Annotated in this window: 19 protein-coding genes and 1 pseudogene; 11 read left to right on the top strand and 9 right to left on the bottom strand. The window is 64.1% G+C overall.

The window, feature by feature from the left end; genetic code table 11:
* The 5 genes from AB4Z51_RS26270 to pncA all read right to left on the bottom strand — a co-directional run bounded on the left by AB4Z51_RS26270 (position 1) and on the right by pncA (position 6,889).
* On the bottom strand, positions 1-1,638 hold the full coding sequence (locus tag AB4Z51_RS26270; protein ID WP_441498283.1) for an ABC transporter substrate-binding protein: 1,638 nt from the start codon (positions 1,636-1,638) through the stop codon (positions 1-3).
* A gap of 30 nt (positions 1,639-1,668) precedes the next feature.
* Positions 1,669-2,484, bottom strand: a complete 816-nt coding sequence (locus tag AB4Z51_RS26275; protein WP_063983251.1) for a sugar phosphate isomerase/epimerase family protein — start codon at positions 2,482-2,484, stop codon at positions 1,669-1,671.
* A 462-nt stretch (positions 2,485-2,946) separates the two neighbouring features.
* Complete coding sequence (locus AB4Z51_RS26280; RefSeq protein WP_354233566.1) at positions 2,947-4,980, bottom strand: NAD(+) synthase; 2,034 nt, start codon at positions 4,978-4,980, stop codon at positions 2,947-2,949.
* Positions 4,981-5,130: 150 nt separating this feature from the next.
* Positions 5,131-6,246, bottom strand: a complete 1,116-nt coding sequence (locus AB4Z51_RS26285; RefSeq protein WP_439036661.1) for an alpha/beta fold hydrolase — start codon at positions 6,244-6,246, stop codon at positions 5,131-5,133.
* Between the two features lie 16 nt (positions 6,247-6,262).
* Positions 6,263-6,889: a bifunctional nicotinamidase/pyrazinamidase gene (gene pncA, locus AB4Z51_RS26290; RefSeq protein WP_439036662.1), complete on the bottom strand. Its 627-nt coding sequence runs from the start codon at positions 6,887-6,889 to the stop codon at positions 6,263-6,265.
* A gap of 257 nt (positions 6,890-7,146) precedes the next feature.
* Here pncA and glk point away from each other — a divergent pair, with 257 nt between their 5' ends.
* From glk to AB4Z51_RS26305, 3 genes are all read left to right on the top strand, one after another.
* Positions 7,147-8,133 carry a glucokinase gene (glk, locus tag AB4Z51_RS26295; protein WP_439036663.1) on the top strand — a complete coding sequence of 329 codons (987 nt, stop codon included), beginning with the start codon at positions 7,147-7,149 and terminating at the stop codon, positions 8,131-8,133.
* Positions 8,134-8,272: 139 nt separating this feature from the next.
* Entirely contained in the window at positions 8,273-8,476 is a 204-nt protein-coding gene (locus AB4Z51_RS26300; protein WP_014495215.1) for a hypothetical protein, read from the top strand.
* A gap of 146 nt (positions 8,477-8,622) precedes the next feature.
* Positions 8,623-8,778 (top strand): hypothetical protein, encoded by a 156-nt coding sequence (locus tag AB4Z51_RS26305; RefSeq protein WP_259257549.1) that lies wholly within the window; start codon positions 8,623-8,625, stop codon positions 8,776-8,778.
* Between the two features lie 95 nt (positions 8,779-8,873).
* On the opposite strand, the gene AB4Z51_RS26310 is transcribed toward AB4Z51_RS26305, so the two are convergent.
* Entirely contained in the window at positions 8,874-9,251 is a 378-nt protein-coding gene (locus AB4Z51_RS26310) for a response regulator (RefSeq protein WP_028158777.1), read from the bottom strand.
* A 111-nt stretch (positions 9,252-9,362) separates the two neighbouring features.
* A complete protein-coding gene (locus tag AB4Z51_RS26315; protein WP_441498284.1) occupies positions 9,363-10,175 on the bottom strand; it encodes a Spy/CpxP family protein refolding chaperone in 813 nt (270 codons plus the stop codon).
* A gap of 483 nt (positions 10,176-10,658) precedes the next feature.
* On the opposite strand from AB4Z51_RS26315, the gene AB4Z51_RS26320 reads away from it, so the two are divergent.
* From AB4Z51_RS26320 to AB4Z51_RS26345, 6 genes are all read left to right on the top strand, one after another.
* Positions 10,659-11,999, top strand: a complete 1,341-nt coding sequence (locus AB4Z51_RS26320) for an ABC transporter substrate-binding protein (protein ID WP_063983245.1) — start codon at positions 10,659-10,661, stop codon at positions 11,997-11,999.
* A 148-nt stretch (positions 12,000-12,147) separates the two neighbouring features.
* Positions 12,148-13,086, top strand: a complete 939-nt coding sequence (locus AB4Z51_RS26325; protein WP_085399008.1) for a carbohydrate ABC transporter permease — start codon at positions 12,148-12,150, stop codon at positions 13,084-13,086.
* Positions 13,086-13,997: a carbohydrate ABC transporter permease gene (locus AB4Z51_RS26330; protein WP_063983243.1), complete on the top strand. Its 912-nt coding sequence runs from the start codon at positions 13,086-13,088 to the stop codon at positions 13,995-13,997. Before AB4Z51_RS26325 ends, AB4Z51_RS26330 begins: the two co-directional genes overlap by 1 nt.
* 6 nt (positions 13,998-14,003) lie before the next feature.
* Positions 14,004-15,104: an ABC transporter ATP-binding protein gene (locus AB4Z51_RS26335; RefSeq protein WP_071913821.1), complete on the top strand. Its 1,101-nt coding sequence runs from the start codon at positions 14,004-14,006 to the stop codon at positions 15,102-15,104.
* Between the two features lie 34 nt (positions 15,105-15,138).
* A complete protein-coding gene (locus tag AB4Z51_RS26340) occupies positions 15,139-16,128 on the top strand; it encodes a hydroxyacid dehydrogenase (protein ID WP_439036664.1) in 990 nt (329 codons plus the stop codon).
* 168 nt (positions 16,129-16,296) lie between these two features.
* Positions 16,297-16,779 carry a hypothetical protein gene (locus AB4Z51_RS26345; RefSeq protein WP_166096603.1) on the top strand — a complete coding sequence of 161 codons (483 nt, stop codon included), beginning with the start codon at positions 16,297-16,299 and terminating at the stop codon, positions 16,777-16,779.
* On the opposite strand, the gene AB4Z51_RS26350 is transcribed toward AB4Z51_RS26345, so the two are convergent.
* Positions 16,776-17,279, bottom strand: coding sequence for a DUF1993 domain-containing protein (locus tag AB4Z51_RS26350; protein WP_441498287.1), 504 nt, complete (start codon positions 17,277-17,279; stop codon positions 16,776-16,778). The two genes, AB4Z51_RS26345 and AB4Z51_RS26350, sit on opposite strands and share 4 nt — an antisense overlap.
* A gap of 113 nt (positions 17,280-17,392) precedes the next feature.
* Between AB4Z51_RS26350 and AB4Z51_RS26355 the strand changes: the two genes are divergently transcribed.
* Positions 17,393-18,175, top strand: coding sequence for a transporter substrate-binding domain-containing protein (locus AB4Z51_RS26355; RefSeq protein WP_135213658.1), 783 nt, complete (start codon positions 17,393-17,395; stop codon positions 18,173-18,175).
* A gap of 16 nt (positions 18,176-18,191) precedes the next feature.
* Here the strand turns inward: AB4Z51_RS26355 and AB4Z51_RS26360 are convergent, their stop codons facing one another.
* Entirely contained in the window at positions 18,192-19,085 is an 894-nt protein-coding gene (locus tag AB4Z51_RS26360; RefSeq protein WP_441498285.1) for an alpha/beta hydrolase family protein, read from the bottom strand.
* Between the two features lie 318 nt (positions 19,086-19,403).
* Between AB4Z51_RS26360 and AB4Z51_RS26365 the strand changes: the two are divergent.
* Positions 19,404-19,888 (top strand): annotated as a pseudogene (locus AB4Z51_RS26365) (DUF2147 domain-containing protein); the annotation flags it as partial.

Consider the following 19,888-nt stretch of genomic DNA (forward strand, 5'->3'; position numbering starts at 1 on the left):
TTACGCCTCGAAATTGCCGGCGCGGAAATCCATCGCGAATGCCGGCGACGCCTTCCACTTGATCGACTTCGGCTTCGCGGTGAAGGTCGCGTTCTGGTGCAGCACCGTATAGGCGGGATCCTCGCGCTCGGCGATCTCCAGCATGCGGCGGAACGCCTTCTTGCGGGCGGCCCGGTCGGTCGAGGTCTCCAGGAACTCCGAAAGCTTGTTCAGTTCGGCGTTGGTCCACTCGCCGATCTGCTGCTGCTGGCCGTTCGGGCCGTGCTGGGCGACCAGCGACGAGACGGGATCGTTGAAGGCAGCCGAGTTCGACCAGTCGCGTACCGCGCGGGTCGGCGCGCGTTCCATGATCTGCGACCAGTTCTCCTTGGTCTCGATCTGGACGTTGAGGCCGACCGACTTCCACATCTCGACCAGCACCTGGGCGGTCGCAACCTGGTTGGTGTAGTAGTTGTTGAGCAGGCGATAGGGAATCGGATCGCCCTTGTAGTTGGCCTGCTTCAACAGATCCTGCGCGAGCTTCGGATCGTAGGCCGGCACGCTCCAGTCGGCGTTGAACATGTCACCGTAGAATTCCCACTGCAGGCCCTTCGGCACGCGGGTCCGGCCCGCCCACAGGCTGTCGACGATCGCCTGGCGGTCGATCGCGTGGGTGAAGGCGCGCCGCACCAGGGGATTGGCGAGCACGGCGTGGTTCTTGTCGAATACGGTCAGGCGGTGATTGAGGATGGTGCCGCCCTGCACTTCGAACGCTGCGTTCTTCTCGATTCCGGCAATCTGGTCCGGCGGGATGTCGCAGGCGAACTGGTATTCGCCCGACAGCAGGCCGTTGATGCGGCTCGCGACCTCGGGCACTTCGAGGAAACGGATGCGCTTGAGCGGCGGCCGGCCACCCCAATATTCGTCATGCGCCTCGAGGGTCAGCGACACGTCGGGCTTGAGTTCGACGACCTCGTACGGGCCCGTCGTGATCGGCTTGCGCGCCCAGTCGAGATAGCTCGCGGACTGCTCCCAGGCGCGGCGGTTCATGATGTCGGAGCCGTAGCGCGACAGCCGGCCCTCGATCGTGACGTCGGGCGTCGCGTTGTAGAAGCGCACCGTGTACTTGTCGACGGCATCGACGCGCACGAGGTCCGGCCAGATGCGGCGGGCAACCGCCGGCACATCAGGCGGCAGTTCCTTGCCCGGGCGCGGCGTCGGGATCTTCTCGAAGGCCTGGATGGTGGAACGGCTCTTGGCCTCGGTCTCGCCGAACATGCGCTCGCGGCTGAAGGTGAAGACGACGTCTTCGGCCGTCAGCTCGTCGCTATTGTGGAACTTCACGCCCTGGCGCAGCTTCACCTCGACGGTCTGGTCGTCGATGCGACGCCACTCGGTGGCGAGGCCCGGCACGGCCTCCAGGCTGCCACGCCAGTTCTTGGAGATCAGGCCCTCCCAGATCGAGGAGAAGAACACGCGCTCGCCGACGTTCGATTGCTCGCGCAGCACGTCGAGCACGTTCGAATTCGTCACCTTCTGCACGGCGATCGTCACCGACGGACGGTTGTCCGCCTGCCCGATCGCGAAGCGCGGCAGGAGAAGCGTGCCCGCGGCAGCGCCGCCGGACTTCAGGATGGTGCGACGGGTGAGTTTGCTCATGACGATAAGCCCTGACCTTTGTGATGCCGGTTATTCAGCGAGACCGAGCGCGGCCAGATGGGCTGCGCCGGCGCGAACGTCGTCGTGATTGCGGAGTTCGAGGATCAGCCGCGGGTTGGAGGTCAGCCGCCCCAGAGCGCGGAACACGGCCACCCACGGGATGTTGCCTTCGCCCGGCGCCCAGTGCCGGTCGGCAAAGCCGTCGGTGTCCTGGAGGTGCACATGCGTCAGCATGTCGCCGGCGGTCTCGACGTAGTAATCGACCGGCGGTGCGCCGGTGGAGATGTGGGCGTAGTTGGCGTGGCCGGTATCGAGGGAGACGCGGACCTTGTTGCTTTCGAGCGCCTTAGCGAGGCGCACGCGGTCGCGCGGATCCTTGTCCTCGATGTTCTCGATGACGACCTCGCAGCCGATCGTCTCGGCGCGCGCGATCACCTCGGCAAGCGTCGTCTTGACGCGTTCGACGAGATTGCCGCGGTTATCGGGATAGAGGTCGAGATTGTTGTGGTCCCAGGTCGTGAACGGTGAATGGATCACCATCTGCGTCGCACCGAGGAATTCCGCGGCATCGAGGCCCTGGAGCAGGCGCTTCGTCACCGCCTTGCGGATCAAGGGATCATGGCTGTCGATCTTGAAGCCCCAGAACGGGCCGTGAATGCCGAGCCGGCCGGTATGGCCCGAGAGCATCTGCTTGATCTCGCTGGCCGCACTCCGCCAATCGCCGTCGAGCAAATCCGCGCGGAAAAAATCCTGGATTTCGAGATCGCGCTGCCGTTCCAGAAGCCAATCTCGGTGAGCAGGGATCGATTTGATGGACAATGCTGCGCCCAGCACCGGCTTCGACATGGCTTGCTCCTTGACCGTCAGCGATGACGGGAGCAGCGCTAGACCAGTTAAGTGACAGGCCCGTGAAATGCAGGTGCCGGGGCGATGCGCTGATGTGGACATCCCCGCCGATCGCCTGCATCGAATTCAGGCAGCAGTGATCGCAGCAGATGCGGACGAATGCACCAGCGTGCAGCATCAAGCGCGTTCGTGTCCGTAGTGATCCGGAATGGAATCCTAACCATACTTCGCGTACATCGCGCGCATCGATCGGCGGCCTTCCAGGGGCATCACCTTCTGATCGCGCTACATGGGGTTGGGGGACCGCATGGGGCGGGGGGATCAAAGGCTGGGGCAAGGTGACGAGGTCCGGACTCCTAGGCACTCCGGACCTCGGCACTTTCTAGATTGAACGCAATTTCGCGCCGCCTGGAGCTACCCTGCCCGCGTTCTGGAGCTACCCTGCCCGATCAGCCGTCTCAATCACTTCGGAACGTTCCGCTCGAGATCCTCAAGCCATGCCGCAGCGCTGGAATCCGACGGCGCGCGCCAGTCGCCACGTGGCGACAACGAGCCGCCGGCCGAAACCTTCGGCCCGTTCGGCATCGCCGAGCGCTTGAACTGGCTGAAGGCGAAGAACCGGCGCAGGAACACCTCCAGCCAGCGCCGGATCTCCGGCAGATCATAGGCCCTGCGCTTATCGGTCGGGAACGCCGGCGGCCATTCGCCCTTGGCGACATCATTCCAGGCGTGCTGCGCCATGAAGGCGATCTTGGAGGGCCGCATGCCGAACCGCAGCGTGTAGAACAGGTTGAAATCCTGCAGCTCGTAGGGCCCGACGGAAGCTTCCGTGCTCTGCGGCTTCTCGCCGGGCTTGACCGGAACCAGCTCGGGCGAGATTTCGGCCGACAGGATCGACGTAAGCGTCCGGTTGACGTCGTCGCTGAACTGTTTTGAGGCGATCACCCAGCGGATCAGGTGCTGGATCAGCGTCTTCGGCACCCCGGCGTTGACATTATAATGCGCCATCTGGTCGCCGACGCCGTAGGTGCACCAGCCGAGCGCGAGCTCCGAGAGATCGCCGGTTCCAATGACGATGCCGCCATGATGGTTGGCGAGCCGGAACAGATAGTCCGTGCGCAGGCCCGCCTGCACGTTCTCGAACGTGATGTCGTAGACCTTCTCGCCCTTGCCGAAGGGATGACCGATGTCCTTCAGCATTTGCGTCGCCGTGGGACGGATGTCGAGCTCCTGCCACTCCGTCTGCAACGCCTTCATCAACGCCAGTGCGTTGGTCTTGCTCTCGCTGCCGGTGGCAAAGCCCGGCATCGTGTAAGCCAGGATGTTGCTGCGCGGCAGTCCGAGCAGGTCGACCGCCTTGGCGGCGACGATCAGGGCGTGGGTGGAGTCGAGCCCGCCCGAGACGCCGATCACCACGCGCTTGGTTCCGGTCGCGCGCATGCGCTGCACGAGGCCGGCGACCTGGATGTTGTACGCCTCGTAGCAATCCTGCTCGAGCAGGGCTTCGTCGCTCGGCACGAACGGGAAGCGCTCGATCTGGCGCAGGAAGCCGATGTCGGTGGCCGGCGGCTTCAGGGCGAAGGTGATCCTCCGGAAAAAGGCTTCGCGTTGCCGGCGATTATCGTCGAACGTGCCCATCAGCGCGCGTTCCTGTCTGAGCAGATCGAGATCGACGTCGGCCAGCGTGATCTGGCCGTCCTGGCGGAACCGCTCGCCCTCGGCCAGCAGCACGCCATTCTCATAGATCGAGGTCTGGCCGTCCCAGGCCAGGTCCGTGGTCGATTCCCCTGCTCCGGCGGCTGAATAGACGTAGGCCGCAAGACAACGCGCCGACGTCGATTGGCACAGCAGTGCGCGCGAGCGCGCCCGGCCGATCGTGATCGGGCTGCCGGATAGGTTGATCAGCACGCTGGCGCCGGCAAGCGCGAGTTCGGATGCCGGCGTCACCGGAATCCACATGTCCTCGCAGATCTCGACGCCGATGATCAGGCCTGGAACATCCTCGGCCGCGAACAGGAGGTCGACGCCGAACAGTGCATGCAGCCCGCCAAACGCGATCGTCTCTCCGGCGATGCCGGCGCCGGAAGCGAAATGCCGTCCCTCGTAGAATTCGCGATAGGTCGGCAGATAAGACTTGGGCACGACGCCAAGGACGTTGCCGCGATGAATGACGACGGCGCAATTGTAGATGCGATGACCAAAGCGCAGCGGCGCGCCGACGATCAGGACGGTCATCAGCGCCGAGGACGCCTCGACGATCGTGACAAGGCCGCGCTCGACCGCATCGAGCAGCGGGTCCTGCTTGACGAGATCCTCAATCGCGTAGCCGGACAGGCACAGCTCCGGAAAGACGGCGACCGCCACCGACTGTTCATGGCAAGCGCCTGCCGCTGCCAGGATCGCCTTCGCATTGGCCGTGGGATCGGCCACGTGGGAGGCGGTGACACAGGCCGCCACGCGCGCAAATCCGTGGGCGTAGATCGAGTGGAAGCTCATCGAGCGCGGTACCCTTAATCTTGTCGCGGCCGCAGCCGCCAGTTCCGGATGATATGTAACCCATCGACCGGGCCCCGTGCAGGCCATCCGCCGTCATGCATAACGGATTTGCGTGTTCGCCGGCCCGGCCGGGCCAAGGTACTGACAAGGTCAGGCGCTGCGGGCCAGCACTCCGGAGAGGTCGTTGCGCAGCCACTCGGCGATCCGGGGCCAGGCATGGGCGTGGGTGCGCGCCCCCATGAACAGGCCGAGATGATTGCTGGGCTCGGAGGCCGCGGCAATGAAGGCCGGCGGTGTTCCGAGCAGACCGGCGGTCGCAAGCGCCTGTCTGGCCGGCACGACGTCGTCATCGAGTCCGGCCAGCAGGAAGACCGGCGCCTTGACGTCCCTCAGATCAACCTCGCGGCCGAGCGCCGTGAAGTTGCCGCCGGCAATCCGATTCTCCCGGAAGATTCGGTTGACGATCTCCAGATAATAGGTGCCGGGCAGGTTGAGCGTCTCGGTATTCCAGCGATCGAAACGCGCGAGCAGTGCCGCGCCCTCCTCGTCCGAGAGATCCCTCTGCAATGCCGCCGCAATGTCGTCGCGGCTCGGCGCCTTCGTCCAGAAGCGCAGCATCTCGTCGCCGCTGACATTGCCGCCGCCGCGCGCCACGAGCTGGTCGTAGAGCGCCTCAGGCGCATTGCGAGCTAGCCGGGACAGCGCGGAATCGATCGAGAGATCGACGGGCGCCCCCACCAGCACCAGCCGCCGCACCTTGGCGGGAAAGCGCGCCGCATAGAGCAGCGACAGCCAGCCACCCTGGCACAGGCCGACGAGATCGACCGGCGCGCCGATTTCGTCGACGGCGACGTTGAGATCGCCGAGATAGGCGTCGATCGAGAGATAGCGCATCTCCGGCGAGGCCGAGCGCCAGTCGGTGAGGTACACCCGATCGATGCCGCCATTTTGCAGGGACTGCACCACGCTGTGGCCGGGCGCGAAGTCGGCGATCAGGGCCCGATGCAGCGCATAGGGCGCGCAGACCAGTGCCGGCTGGCCGGATTGCGTCCGCGTGCAATCGCGCAGGCGCATGGTCGCAAGCTCCAGGGCGACTGTGTTGGGCGTCGTCCACGGCAGATTGCTCTCGTCCTGTTCCGGCGGACCGCGTTCCAGCCACCAGAAGCAGGCGTCCATCGCGAGCCGCGCTGCCGCAAACGGCCATAACAGCGGATCATCCGGAGGACGGTCCGACCCACCCAGCGGTTTGCCGCTCTTCTCCACCATGACTATCTCAGGGTCCTCACAGCAAGGCCTCCAGGCTGACGATCGAAATACCGCGCTCGCGAAAACTCCGATGGGTCGCGGCCACAGAGCCGTCGAGATCGATGCCGCGGCATGCGTCCTCGATGACGGCGACCTCGAACCCCGCCTTGCGGGCATCTTCCGCCGAGAATCGAACACAGAAATCCAGCGCGAGACCGGCGACGAAGACGGTCTTCAGCTCGCGCTCGCGCAAATAGCCGAGCAGGCCCGTCGGCGTCCGGTGGTCGTTCTCGAACAGCGCCGAATAGGAATCGATGCCGCGACGAAAACCCTTGCGCACGACGAGGTTTGCCCCGGTAATTTCAAGCTCCCCATGGAATTCAGCGCCCGCCGTGCCTTGCACGCAGTGCGTCGGCCACAGCACCTGGGTGCCGTAGTCGAGCTCGATGGTCTGGAACGGCTGCTTGCCCGCATGGTTCGGTGCGAACGAGACGTGATCGCCCGGATGCCAGTCCTGGGTCAGCACCACATTGGTGAATTTTGCGGCAATTCGGTTGATCGCCGGGACAACCTTCTCGCCGCCGGGAACGGCGAGCGCTCCGCCGGTGCAAAAGTCGTTCTGCACGTCGATCACCAGCAGCACGTCGCGGTCGGAAATCTGCATCGCAAGGTCCCGTTCCAGCCGTCCGGCGCGACGGGCGCCGAACGATCCGTCCAATGTCGATCTTCCCGCGCGGCTTCGCAACCATCGACACATGCGGCGATATCGCGCCCGTCGCACCTGGGATGCAACGGTTTGGCGTTGTCCGAGTTGACTAGACTCACCCGAGGACGGATTCTAGAGACGTTCGCAAACTGCGGATCGGATGGAGCGGAGGGAACGGTTCCCGCGAGCCTRCAGGGCGCGGCAGCCACAAGGTCATGAGTATCGGCAAGACAGGACAGATTCTTCTCGCCGATATCGGCGGCACCAATGCGCGCTTTGCGCTGAGCGAAAGCGCATCGGACAGCGGCGACCAGGCCGGGCCCATCGACTATGTGAAGGTCGCTGACTTCCCGACCGTCCGGGAAGCCATCGCCGACGTCCTTGCGCGCCGGTCCGGCGGCAAGCAGCCCAAACGAGCCGTGCTGGCCGTCGCGGGTCCCGTGACCAATAACCGCTGCGTCATGACCAACAGTCCGTGGGTCATCGACGGCAACGAGCTCCAGCCGGCCCTCGGCTTCGAGAGCGTGCATGTGCTCAATGATTTCGAGGTCGTAGCCTGGTCCCTGCCCGCCCTGAAGCCTGCCGATTTGATCCCGCTCGGCGGCCAGGGCGGCCTCCCGGGAGAGCCGCTGCTGGTGGTTGGGCCTGGAACCGGCTTTGGCGTCTCTTGTCTGGTCGAACGCCACGGCGCCCGGCTGGCGGTCGTCACCGAGGCAGGCCACGCCACTTTGCCGACGGAGACCGAGCGCGAGGAGCGCGTGATCGCGGCCATGCGCCGACGTCTCGGTCATGTCTCCATCGAGCGCGGCGCGCTTTCGGGCTCCGGCCTGCAAAACCTCTACGAGGCGCTGGCGGAGGTCGACGGCGCCCAGGTGCCGCACCGCGACGCCGCCGCCATCACCAAGGCCGCCCTGGAGGGCAGTTGCGAACTGAGCCGCGCGACGCTGGAGATGTTTTGCGCCATCCTCGGCTCAGTCACGGGCAATCTCGCGGTGACCTTCGGCGCCCGCGGCGGCGTCTACATCGCCGGCGGGATCGTGCCGCGCTTTCCGGAGTTCCTTGCTGCTTCCGCGTTCCGGGCGCGCTTCGAAGCCAAGGGACGCTTCCAGGACTATTTGCGCAATATCCCGACCAGGCTGGTGACGAAACCCGACGCGAGCTTCGTCGGCCTGAAGATGTTCGCCGACCACAATCCGGATTGATGAGCCGCGATCGGCTCCGACGCCGTCCAGTCCGTTAACTATACACAGCTGATTGCAGCCAAGGCGCGGTTCCACGCAGGATCGTGCTTGCCCGACTGTGTCCGATGGGAAACAATTCCCGTAGTTGCGGGGGCGTGACATGCGTAAGCAGGACTTCGGTTTCGACTATCACCGCTATCACCGCCTGCTGACCGAGGCGGACGACGATGACAAGCGGCTGGCCCTGATCGAGCTCCTGATCGAGGAAAAGGCGCGCGACCGGCTGGCCGCGCAGCGCGCCTCTGATCGCGCCGCCATGACGGCCCATACCATCGCCACCGTGCTGAAGAACGGCCGCAACTGAGACTTGCGGGACCGCTTGCTACTCGCGCAAACACGCGAGCGATGGCGATTCCGTTAAGGATCCCTCGCAAGCTCGCGTCAAACTTTTTGCTCTAAGAGCTTCCCCTACCTGATGCAATTCAGGGGTCAACAAAGGGGGGAATGAACATGAGCATGATTTCGCTTGCCGCGATCCCGGCCGCCGTCGAAACCCGTTTTGCCGATTCTTCGTTCAAGATCATCTTGCTGTTCTGCTGCATGGGCCTGGTCGCCTCGTTCGGCGTGATGGCGCGCGGCATCGACCTCAGCGCCGGCCTGATCTGAGACGACGAGACATTCTTTCGCCAAATGGCCGCCCCTCACGGGCGGCCATTTTCGTTGGCGATCTCGGTACGGCGCCTTCTCGGTGAGGAGCCTTCTCAGTGAGGAGTTTTCGCGACCGCGCCCGGAAACAGCGAATCGATCATCACCTTGAGCTGGTCGAGAGAAATCGGCTTGCGCAGGATCGGCCGTCGCCGGAGCAAGGACGGCAGCAGTTCCGGCCCGTAGCCGGTGGCGAACAGAAACGGCTTGCCGCGGCGCTCGATCAGGTCGGCGACCGGATCGACGTAGAGGCCCTTCAGGTTGATGTCGAGGATGGCGAAATCGTATTGCGCAGTCATCGCAAAGGCGCTCGCGTCCCGGACATTGTCCGCCTCTGCGACGACATGGTGGCCGAGTTCCTCCACCATGTCGGCGATCATCATCCGGATCAACGCCTCGTCTTCGACCAGGAAAACGGAGAGTCCGTCCGCCATATCAACCCCGCAGTCAGCTTACGAAGCTAACCATACCCGAAATGCGGAGAGGATTCACGAATTCGTGGCGGGCGCCATTAATTCAGACGCCCGCGATCGGATTCAACTTGATTAATCCAGCCCGCGCTCGTGGCTGAGGCGCACCATCTCCTGGATGAAGACCTGCTTCTGCTTGTCGTCGAGGCTCGAATAGAGCGGCTCGGCGGCATCGGCGACGTTGCGCTGGTCGGCGGCGCGGTCGATCAGGAATTGCGATTCGTTGCGCATCTGCTCGATGATGTCGTCAGGCGGATCCCGCTTGGCGCGGGCGATCCGCAGGTTGAGCCGCTCCGCGCCATTATGCCCCAGATAGTGCATTGCGCTCGAGAAGCCGAACCAGTGCTTCTCCTGATCGGGCGTCAGGTTCAACTCGGTCTTGATCCGCTCGATATAGGAATCGCTGTTGGCGACGATCTGCTCGGCGGACTGTTGCGGCGCGCCGGGCTGGGTGAGGACGGTGACGTCCTTATTGTCCTTGTTGTCCTTGTTGTCCTGCGGCGCATTCCTGGCTTCCTTGCTCGCCTTGGCGCCCTTGCCCGCCTTGGCGGTCTCCTTGGCGCCCTTGTCCTTGCCGGCGCCCGGCTGCTTGGAATCCTTGCTCGCGTCCTTGCTGGCATCCTTGCTCGCGTCCTTGGCAGCCGGAGCCGGCTGGTTGTTGACGCCGAGCACGCCGGTGAAGACACCGACCACGCCGCCGATCGCACCGCCCAGCACGCCGCCAACGGGTCCGGCCGCCTTGTTGCCGGCCGCGGCTCCATCCTGAACGCCCTTGACCAGGCCTTGCGCCTGCGCAACGGCGGCGGCGCCCAGCAGCACCGCGAGCACGGAGCCCAGCGCGAACCATCGCCGCAGGTGAAGCCGCGCAGGCGGCGCCGGGTTGATCATTCTGGTCTCCATCGTCGATCCGATTGTCCTGTCCGGGTGGGGGCCACCCGCCGGTTGCAACTCTATCGTTTTCGCCGCTTCGCGGTCCAGCCGCAGCCAATTGCTGTCCACGCCCGAAAACTGTTTGGCGCGAAGCGGTTATGAAGGCTTATTCGAAACTGCGGCGTAATTGCGCACGAGATGTCCTGCGGTCCTTGACCCGAAGTGTGCGTCGCAAAATGCGCCTCCGAGGTTCACCTCCGGCGCGCGTCGCGAGACGGCGCTGCCGCGTTCCCGGACGCAACGTTAGTTCTAGACGGCGAGCCGTTCGGCTTCCTCGACAGACGGGATCAATCATGATCTGATCGCGCTACCAATTTGCTGCGCTTCGCGCGATTTCACGGCGAGGCGGTAGCACCAAGAAACGCGAACAAAAATCAAAAACAAAACTCGGAATGCCAGAGGAAACGCGAAAACAATAAAACATCCAGGTGAGGAAACGAGATGTCACGCAAGACACTGACGCGACGTCAATTTGTAGCCGCCACTGCAATGTCCTCCGCCGCGCTGATCACAGCGCCCTATGTCCGCGGCGCTTACGCCGCCGGCAAACTCTCGATCGGCTTCTGGGACCACTGGGTGCCCGGTGCCAACGACGCCTCCACCGCCATGGTCAAGGAATGGGCTGAAAAGGAGAAGGTCGAAGTCTCCATCGATTACATCACCAGCAACAACAAGAAGATCGAGTTGACGGTCGCGGCCGAAGCGCAGGCCAAATCCGGTCACGACATTCTTCAGATGTATACCTGGTGGCCGCATGCGTATGCCGAGCAGTTTGAACCGGTGAACGACGTGGTCGAGGAGGCGATCAAGCAGAACGGCGAGGTCAACGACACGGTCAAATATCTCGGCAAGGCCAACGGCAAATGGCTTGCGGTCCCGGCAACCCCGGGGAGCCAGATCAAGGGGCCCTGCTCGCGCATCGACCTCATGAAGAAGCATGCGGGGATCGACGTCCAGGAACTGTACCCCGTCGGCGCGCCGCCCAAGGCCGATAGCTGGAATATGGATACATTCCTGAAGGCGGCGGAAGCGTGCCAGAAGGCAGGTTTCCCATTCGGAATCGGTCTCGGCGAGACCACCGACAGCGTCGATACCGCGGGCGCCATCTTCCAGTCGTTCGGCGCCGAACTCGTCAACGCCAAGGGCGATGTCACGGTGAAGACCGATGAGGTTCGCCAGGCGCTCGAATACTACAAGAAGCTGATCGCCTTCCTGCCGCCGGACGCTCCGTCCTGGGACGACGCCTCGAACAACAAATGGCTGATCTCCGGCCGCGGCGCCCTCATCATGAATCCGCCGAGCGCCTGGGCGGTCGCCAGGCGCGACGCGCCGCAGGTCGCCGAGCAATGCTGGACGCACGGCTTCCCCTCCGGTCCTAAAGGCCGGTATGCGCCGTTCCTGCCCTATTTCTGGGGTCTCTGGAATTTCTCCAAGAACAAGGCATCGGCCAAGAGCCTTCTGGCTTTTCTGTCACAGCCATCATCGATCGAAAAGTTCGTCGCGGCGAGCGGCGGATACGATTTGCCGGCCTATGCGAAGATGACGACGCTGAAGACCTGGGCCGAGGTAGGCCCGCCGAAGGGCACGCTCTATCACTATCCAAATCCCTACAATCATCAGACACTGTCGATTGCGGCCTCTCCGGCGCCGCCGAAGATCGCCCAGCAGATCTACGCGCAGGCCACGCTGACCAAGATGGCGCTGCGCTTTGCGCAGGGCGAAAAGTTGGAGACCGCACTCGCCTGGGGCGAAGGCGAGTGTGAAGGCTTCATGCGAACCTAAGCCGGGGTGTGCCACGGCGGTTCACGCATCCCCGCGTGAGCCGCCAGGGCACCCCACCGTTCGATGGAATGAGCAGATCGAGCCGACACGCGGGTGCCGGCTCCGCCGTTGGACATTCCGCAAGGAAGCTTGACCCAAGGACACTGACATGGCCGATGTCGTCGTTGAGGACGGTCGCGTCGCCCGCACGGCGAGCGCGCGCAAACGGACGGGCCTGCACAATGCGTTGAAGCGGAAATCGACCGTGGCGTTCTTCCTGACGCTGCCGCTGATCCTGCTGATCGCGCTGTTCGTGCTTTACCCTGCCCTGTTCTCGATCCACCTCGCGACGCTGAACAAGTCGATGCAAAAATTCGTCGGCTTCGGCAACTTCACCTTCCTGTTCAAGCGCGAGACGTTCTGGATGGTGGTGGAGCAGTCCTGCATCTTCGCGATCACCGCCGTGTTCTTCAAGGCGCTGATCGGCTTCATCGTCGCGCATTTCGTGCACAACATACCGGCCAAGGGCCAGCGCAAATGGCGCGGCATGCTGCTGGTGCCCTGGGTGATCCCGCCGGCGATGAGCACGCTCGCCTGGCTGTGGCTGTTCGACCCCTCCTACAGCGCCTTCAACTACACGCTCTCCTTCTTCGGCATCGGTCCCATCAACTGGCTCGGCAATGCCGCCTGGGCGCGCTTTTCCGTCATCCTCGTCAACGTCTGGTACGGCGCGCCGTTCTTCCTGATCATGTACCTGGCGGCGCTGAAATCGGTGCCGGACCAGCTCTACGAGGCCGCCGCAATCGACGGCGCCAATTGGTGGCAGAAGATGTGGTACGTGACACTGCCGATGATGCGCAACATCATCGCGATCACGACGCTGTTCTCGCTGATCGTCACCTTCGCTAATTTCGACATCGTCCGCATCCTGACCTCAGGCGGGCCTCTCGACCAGACCCAGATCTTTGCCACCTATGCGTTCCGGGTCGGCATCGAGAGCAACGACATTCCGCTCGGCGCCAGCGTCTCGCTGTTTATGGTCCCGATCCTCGCCGTCGCAGCGATCTTCATCCTGCGCGACGTCAATAAACGCGGGAACGAATCCTGATGAGCACAATAGCGATCGACAAGGCCGGCCCCCGGCGCAAGGTTAAATATGGCAGCATGAGCCGCGACCGTACCTGGGCGCTGCGCTGGTCCTATTTCTTCCTGGTGCTGTTTGCGATCTTCTTTCTGACGCCGCCGCTCTACATGGTGATAACCTCGCTCAAGAGCAGCGCGGAGATCTCGGCTGCGACCAATCCGTGGTGGGTGTTCCACCCGACGCTGGCGAACTATGTCGAACTACTGACGTCGAACCAATTCCTCCGGTTCTTCTGGAATTCGACCATCGTGTCGCTGGTGGTTGTGCTCGTCACGATGCTGATCAGCATCCCTGCCGCCTTCGCGCTCGCGCGGATGAAGTTCTGGGGCTCGACGACGCTCGCCACCGGCGTGTTCCTGACCTACCTGGTTCCGGACAGCCTCCTCTTCATCCCGCTGTTCAAGATGCTGGCGCTGGTTCAGGACATCACCGGCATCACGCTCCTGAACCGATGGTACGTTCTGCTATTCGTCTATCCGACGCTGACGGTGCCGTTCTGTACCTGGATCATGATCGGCTATTTCGCCTCGATCCCGAAGGAGCTCGACGAGGCCGCGATCATCGACGGCGCCTCGTGGCTTCAGACCCTGACGCGGATCTTTATTCCGGTCGCGCTGCCGGGCCTGATTGCCGCGACCATCTTCGCCTTCACGGTGTCCTGGGCGCAGTTCCTCTATCCCCTGGTGTTCACGACGTCCATCGACCAGCTCGTGCTCCCGGTCGGCATCACCACCACCCTGATCAAGGGCGACGTCTTCAACTGGGGCCAGATCATGACCGGCGCGCTGCTCGGCGCAGCTCCGCCGCTGGTCATCTACGCCTTCCTGATGGACTACTACATCGCCGGCCTGACCGCCGGCGCGACAAAGGGTTGATGTCTCATGGCTGACGTTGCATTGCGGAAGGTGGTCAAGCGTTACGATGATGTCGAAGCCGTGCGCGGCATCGACTTGGACATCGCCGACCATGAGTTCATCGTGCTGGTTGGGCCTTCGGGCTGCGGCAAGTCGACGACGCTGCGCATGATCGCGGGCCTCGAGGACATCAGCGACGGCGACATCATGATCGGCGGCGACGTCGTCAATGACGTACCGCCGAAGGATCGCGATATCGCCATGGTGTTCCAGAACTACGCGCTCTACCCGCACATGACGGTCGCGGAGAACATGTCGTTCGGGCTGCGCCTGAAGCACTTTCCCAAGGCCGAGATCAAGGCGCGGGTGACGGAAGCCGCCCGCCTCCTCGACATCACCGACCTGATCGACCGCAAGCCGAAGCAGCTCTCCGGCGGCCAGCGCCAGCGTGTCGCGATGGGCCGCGCCATCGTACGCAATCCGAAAGTGTTCCTGTTCGACGAGCCGCTGTCCAATCTCGACGCCAAGCTGCGCGTGCAGATGCGGATCGAGATCAAGAAGGTGCACCAGAAGGTGCGCACCACCACGGTCTACGTCACCCACGACCAGGTCGAGGCGATGACGTTGGCTGACCGCGTCGTTGTGATGAACAAGGGCCGCATCGAGCAGATCGGCACGCCCAACGAGCTCTACCACAAGCCGGCGACGCGCTTCGTCGCCGGCTTCATCGGCTCGCCCGCGATGAATTTCATCCCGTGCCGGCTGGAGGATGTCGGTGGCGCGCTCCAGATCCGTCTGACCGACCGCATCGCCTTTGCGCTGCCACAGGCTCGCGCCGCGCGCTACAACGCGCTGCCGCGCACCGACAAGCTGCTGCTCGGCCTCCGGCCCGAGCACCTCACCGAGTCGCACGCGCATCTGGGGCCGGGCGTCGAGACCTTCGACACCGTGCTCGACGTCACCGAGCCGATGGGGATGGAGACCCTGGTCTATTTCGGGCTCGACGGCACGCCGGTCTGCGGCCGCGTCGATCCCAACGCCGGCGCCAAGGACGGGGCACCCATGCGTTTGGCGATGGACCTCAACAATATGCACCTGCTAAACGAAGACACCGGCGTCGTGCTGTGACGCAGGTCCAAGAAATGCAAGCAGGCAGGGAGCGATGGCGACCAACAAGAAGAAGATTTTCGTTACACAAACTTTGTCGCAAGGGGCCCGCGCCCTCCTCACCCAGCGAGACGATATCGAACTCGTCGAGTTTCCGAACCTGATCTCGGCCAAGGATTTCGAAGCCTTGCTGAAGAACCACGCGCCGGTTCACGGCGTGGCGCTGGGTGCCACCGCCTTCGGTGAGACCGAGCTCGAGGCCTCGAAGGACATGAAGGTGGTGACCCGCATCGGCGTCGGTTACGACGCCGTCGACGTGCCCGCCCTCTCCCGCCGCAAGGTGCCGCTGATGGTGGCGGGCAGCGCCAACTCGCCCTCGGTCGCCGAGCAGGCGCTGTTCATGATGCTGACGCTGGCCAAGCGCGCCAATGAGATGCACGCCTGCGTCAAGGATGGCCAATGGGCCAACCGGCTCGGCATGCTGCCGTTCGACCTCTACGGCAAGACCGTGCTGATCATCGGCTTCGGCCGCATCGGCAGTCGCACCGCCAAGCGCTGCCTGGCGATGGAAATGAAGGTGCAGGTCTACGATCCCTACAAGCCTGCCGCCGAGATCAAGGCCGCGGGCTGCGAGCCCGTCGCCGATCTCGACGCAGCGCTGCCCAACGCCGACTTCGTCACTATTCACTGCCCGAAGACCCCGGAAACCGTCGGCCTGTTCGATGCGGCGCGGATCGGCCGGATGAAGCCGAAATCCTATCTCATCAACACCGCACGCGGCGGCATCGTGAAGGAGGCCGCGCTATACGACGCCCTGGTCTCCGGCAGGATTGCCGGTGCCGGGATCGACGTGTTCGAAGTAGAGCCGCCGCCGGTCAGCAACGCGCTGTTCGCGCTGCCCAACGTCATCATGGCCCCGCATGTCGCCGGCGTCACCGTCGAGGCGGTGAGCCGCATGAGCGAGCAGACCGCTCGCAATATCCTGAGCGTRCTGGACGGCGATCCCATCCGGCAGAACATCATCAACCAGGACGTGCTCGGCTGAGCCGACCTCCGGGCGGGCGGTTATCCGCCCGCCTCCGGAACGCCAGAATGCGTCCCATTTTGGTGCAGATCGAGCCCCAACTCAGCCTTAATCAAACCCGCGTAATAAGTCCGGCCGCGGCGGCAGTGGGACAGACTTGCCGGCCGCGTCGAGCTGGAGGATGAACCCTTGTCAGAGATCGACCCGACCGACCACGCGCTGGCAACCATCGCCAGCATTTTGGAGCACCCCGAGCCCGTCCGCGAGACCGAGACCGAAATGGTGGTCGACGGTGAGCAGGTCGTCGCCGACGAGCATCCGATCGCCGACGAGCATGTGGTGGTCGACGAGCACGAGCATCCCGTGGTCGAGGAGCAGCCGCTGGTGCCGGAGCACACCGATGCCGATGGCTACAGCAAGGTCGGTCCGGGGCCGATGGTGGCGATCCGTCTGAAATGGACGGTCCATCGCGGCGATGATGGCCAGTTCTACGTCCACGAGACCATCGGCGAGCAGTCCGCGCCCGTGGTCAGCGGCCCGATGACGAGCGAAGCCGCGGTGCATTTCGTCGACGCGCACGAGGATGAGGCACATCGGCGCTTCGAGGAGCTGCGCAGCGAGATCGCCGGCCGCAGCTCGCTCGCCGATTACGAGCGCAAGGGCGAAGCCTAGCGCTCGCGGGGGCCCAGAAAATCCCGCTTCACGAGCTCGACGCCGGCATGCCGGAGCAAGTCGTAGGACGTCGTGACGTGAAAGAAGAATTGCGGGACGCTGAACGTAAGCAGCAGCGTCCGCCCGGTGAAGGGCAGCTCGGCCCCGTTTTTCAGCCTGAAGAAGACATTCCGTTCCGCCGCACTATCGATCTCGGCGCGCGACAGGCTTTCGATGAACTCGATTGACGTCGCAATGCGCGCCTGAAGCCCGGCGATGTCGTGCTCCAGCGCCGGCAGCGTCACCGGCTCCTGGTCGGCCAGCAAGGCCGGCGCGACCGTGGCATGGCGGCACGCCTCCCCTATCTGCTGCGCCAGATCGTACATATTCGGCGCCATGCGCATGCCGAGCAGGACGGCCGGATTGAACTTCCGGCTTTCGGCATAGGCGACGCCCTTGTCCAGCAGTGCCGACAGGTTGCGCAGATACGGCACGAAGACGCCGACCGAGGCGTCATACATCGAGATCGTCACCCTAAATTCCCTTCAATTCCGCCTCGCCAGCGACGGGCATCTGGTCTAAATCCAGGTTTCAAGAGCTGCACAATGACAGCTCGGGCATGGGTGGAAAAGAGATGATCGTTCGAATCGTGGCGGCTTTGGCCGCGGTCCTGCTGGCGAACTTTTCGGCATATGCGCAGCAGCCGGCGCCGTCGCGCCTCGACGAGATCGTCAAGCGCGGCACTTTGCGCGTCGGCATGACCGGCGACTACAAGCCTTTCACCTACCTGGACAAGGCGACACAGCAGTTCAGCGGCTTCGACGTCGACATGGCGGGGGCGCTCGGCAGGGCGCTCGGCGTCAAGGTCGAATTCGTGCCGACGGCCTGGCCGAAGCTCATGAAGGACTTCGAGGCCGACCAGTTCGACATCGCCATGGGCGGCGTCTCGGTCACGCTCGACCGGCAGAGGAAGGGCTTCTTCTCGATGCCGATCATGCGTGAAGGCAAGACGCCGATCGCACGCTGCGCCGACGTCGGCAAGTACCAGACCATCTCCGACATCGACAAGAAGGGCACCCGCGTCATCGTCAATCCCGGCGGCACCAATGAGCGGTTCGCGCGGGCCAACGTCAAGGACGCCGACATCACCGTCTTCGCCGACAACACCGTGATCTTCGACGAGATCGCCAAGGGCAACGCCGATTTGATGATGACGGACGCCTCCGAGACCCGCTACCAGCAGAAGCAGCATTCCGGCGTGCTCTGCGCGGTACATCCCGAGAAGCCGTTCGACTTCTCGGAGAAGGCCTACTGGCTCCAGCGCGACATGGCGCTGAAGGCTTTCGTCGACCAGTGGCTGCACATCTCGATGGAGGACGGCAGCTACAGGAAGATCTACGCCGCCTGGTTCGACTAGCGACCGATCTTGTCCGTCACTTCAGTTGCGTGCGGAAGAAGCTCACGGCCGCGTCGTTGAAGGCGCTGTGAAACGCTTTCCTGTCGAACCCGGGCGGATCAGTGCACAGGATCGGCACGGCTTCGGCCAGCTTGGGCGGACATGGCGCAAGAAAGGAAAAGTGCGACGAGTTCGGCACGATCCGGAAGTCAGGGCGCACGGGAAGCATTTGTTCCAGCGTATCGACTGAAGCGGGCACGACACCGTCGCCGCCGAGCGCCGAACGCCACAAGAGAATCGAGATCGTCACATTGGCGAGGCGCTCCTGGTTGAAAAGGCCTTCATAAAGCGGCGGATCCGCCAGCACGGCGGCTCTGATGCGGGAGTCGTGTACGGCCGCCCCAGTTGGCACAAGGCCATCGCGAATGGCCTGGCATTTTGGCGTCGTGGCTCCATCTCCGTCGCAAAGCGGAGCGAGCGCGCCGAAATCGGGGTTGCCGCCGATCACGACGAGACCGGTATAGGCGCCGCGCGAGAACCCGAACAAACCAACCCGCTTGGGGTCCAGGACCGCCGCTTCCTTCCAGGCGCCGAGCATGAAATCCGTAAGCCGCTTCATGTCGGCGGGACGCTCGACCAGGACGGAGAACTCATCGGTCCGGCTGCTGTCGCTGGCAGTGTCGCCCGGGTGATTGATCGCGGCGACCACGAAGCCGGCATCGGCCAACGCGGCCGCCGTGTCGATGTGGCCCAAAAACGAGCCGCGCCGTCCGTGCGACACGACAATCAGCGGCAGTCGATTGCCCGCTACCGGACAGTCCTTCACGCCCGGCAGGACGACACCGCCGTCGAGAGCGACCTCGGAGGGCGGCGCCGCACAAGGTGTCCACACCATGCCCGCGAGCGCGGGGCCGCCGGCGTCCGCCGGCACTTCGATAAACCGGAGCCCGGCCGTGTTCGCCGGCGTCGCAGCAAGGCAAGCGACTACGATCAGAACAAGTTCGCCAAGACGCGGCCGTAGCATTTGCGTGTGCTTTCGGAAGCTTCAACCACAACGGTTGTACCTGCCCATCCCATACCCCGTCCAGAGGTGCGCCGCGCCGCCGTCCAACTCTGGACGGAGTCCGGCGTTATTGAACCCGAACCCGCTGGAGCACGACTCATACGGACAACAGTGATCTAGATCACTTTTTGCGATCGAACCGGCGCGTAAGCGTTGGTACGGGGACCAGCTGTTCAGGAGACCGAAATGAGGAAGCTGTTGGCCACGGCCGCATTCCTTTTGGCGAGCACCGCTGCGCAGGCGCAGTACACTTTCGAATATGGCGGGCGCACCATCCGCATCGATCCGGACCGCGGCACGGTGCAGATCCCCGGCGTCTACGATAACACCGGCCAGGGCAAGGCGAAGAAAGCCAAGAAGAACGAGACGACCCCGGGCCAGCAGGCGCCGCAACAGGCCAAGGTTGATCCGCAACCTCAGGCCGCTCCGGCGCCAGCTCCCGCCCCTGTCGCCGCGCCGCCTGCAACCGAACAGGCGCCGGCCGCTGCAGCGCCGCCGCCAGTTCCGCCCCCGCCCGCTCCACCGCCGTCTGCAACCGCCAGCAACGCGCCGGCTGAGGCGGCCGTGTTGCCGCCACCAGCACCGCCTCCGGCGCCCGCTCCGGTCGAGCAGCAGGCAGCGCCCGCCGTGGCGCCGCCGCCGGCCCCGACCGTGGCTGCTGCCCCCCCGGC

The sequence above is a fragment of the Bradyrhizobium sp. 2TAF36 genome, from assembly GCF_052114925.1.
Lineage (GTDB): Bacteria > Pseudomonadota > Alphaproteobacteria > Rhizobiales > Xanthobacteraceae > Bradyrhizobium > Bradyrhizobium barranii.

Bases quoted from the DNA above. Each gene is read 5' to 3' on its own strand.
- AB4Z51_RS26325 (WP_085399008.1), top strand. From the start codon at position 12,148: ATGGCCGATGTCGTCGTTGAGGACGGTCGCGTCGCCCGCACGGCGAGC.
- AB4Z51_RS26310 (WP_028158777.1), bottom strand. From the start codon at position 9,251: ATGGCGGACGGACTCTCCGTTTTCCTGGTCGAAGACGAGGCGTTGATC.
- AB4Z51_RS26335 (WP_071913821.1), top strand. From the start codon at position 14,004: ATGGCTGACGTTGCATTGCGGAAGGTGGTCAAGCGTTACGATGATGTC.
- AB4Z51_RS26280 (WP_354233566.1), bottom strand. From the start codon at position 4,980: ATGAGCTTCCACTCGATCTACGCCCACGGATTTGCGCGCGTGGCGGCC.
- AB4Z51_RS26330 (WP_063983243.1), top strand. From the start codon at position 13,086: ATGAGCACAATAGCGATCGACAAGGCCGGCCCCCGGCGCAAGGTTAAA.
- AB4Z51_RS26300 (WP_014495215.1), top strand. From the start codon at position 8,273: ATGCGTAAGCAGGACTTCGGTTTCGACTATCACCGCTATCACCGCCTG.
- AB4Z51_RS26355 (WP_135213658.1), top strand. From the start codon at position 17,393: ATGATCGTTCGAATCGTGGCGGCTTTGGCCGCGGTCCTGCTGGCGAAC.
- AB4Z51_RS26275 (WP_063983251.1), bottom strand. From the start codon at position 2,484: ATGTCGAAGCCGGTGCTGGGCGCAGCATTGTCCATCAAATCGATCCCT.
- AB4Z51_RS26350 (WP_441498287.1), bottom strand. From the start codon at position 17,279: ATGTATGACGCCTCGGTCGGCGTCTTCGTGCCGTATCTGCGCAACCTG.
- AB4Z51_RS26285 (WP_439036661.1), bottom strand. From the start codon at position 6,246: ATGGTGGAGAAGAGCGGCAAACCGCTGGGTGGGTCGGACCGTCCTCCG.
- AB4Z51_RS26270 (WP_441498283.1), bottom strand. From the start codon at position 1,638: ATGAGCAAACTCACCCGTCGCACCATCCTGAAGTCCGGCGGCGCTGCC.
- AB4Z51_RS26315 (WP_441498284.1), bottom strand. From the start codon at position 10,175: ATGATCAACCCGGCGCCGCCTGCGCGGCTTCACCTGCGGCGATGGTTC.
- AB4Z51_RS26305 (WP_259257549.1), top strand. From the start codon at position 8,623: ATGAGCATGATTTCGCTTGCCGCGATCCCGGCCGCCGTCGAAACCCGT.
- pncA (WP_439036662.1), bottom strand. From the start codon at position 6,889: ATGCAGATTTCCGACCGCGACGTGCTGCTGGTGATCGACGTGCAGAAC.
- glk (WP_439036663.1), top strand. From the start codon at position 7,147: ATGAGTATCGGCAAGACAGGACAGATTCTTCTCGCCGATATCGGCGGC.
- AB4Z51_RS26320 (WP_063983245.1), top strand. From the start codon at position 10,659: ATGTCACGCAAGACACTGACGCGACGTCAATTTGTAGCCGCCACTGCA.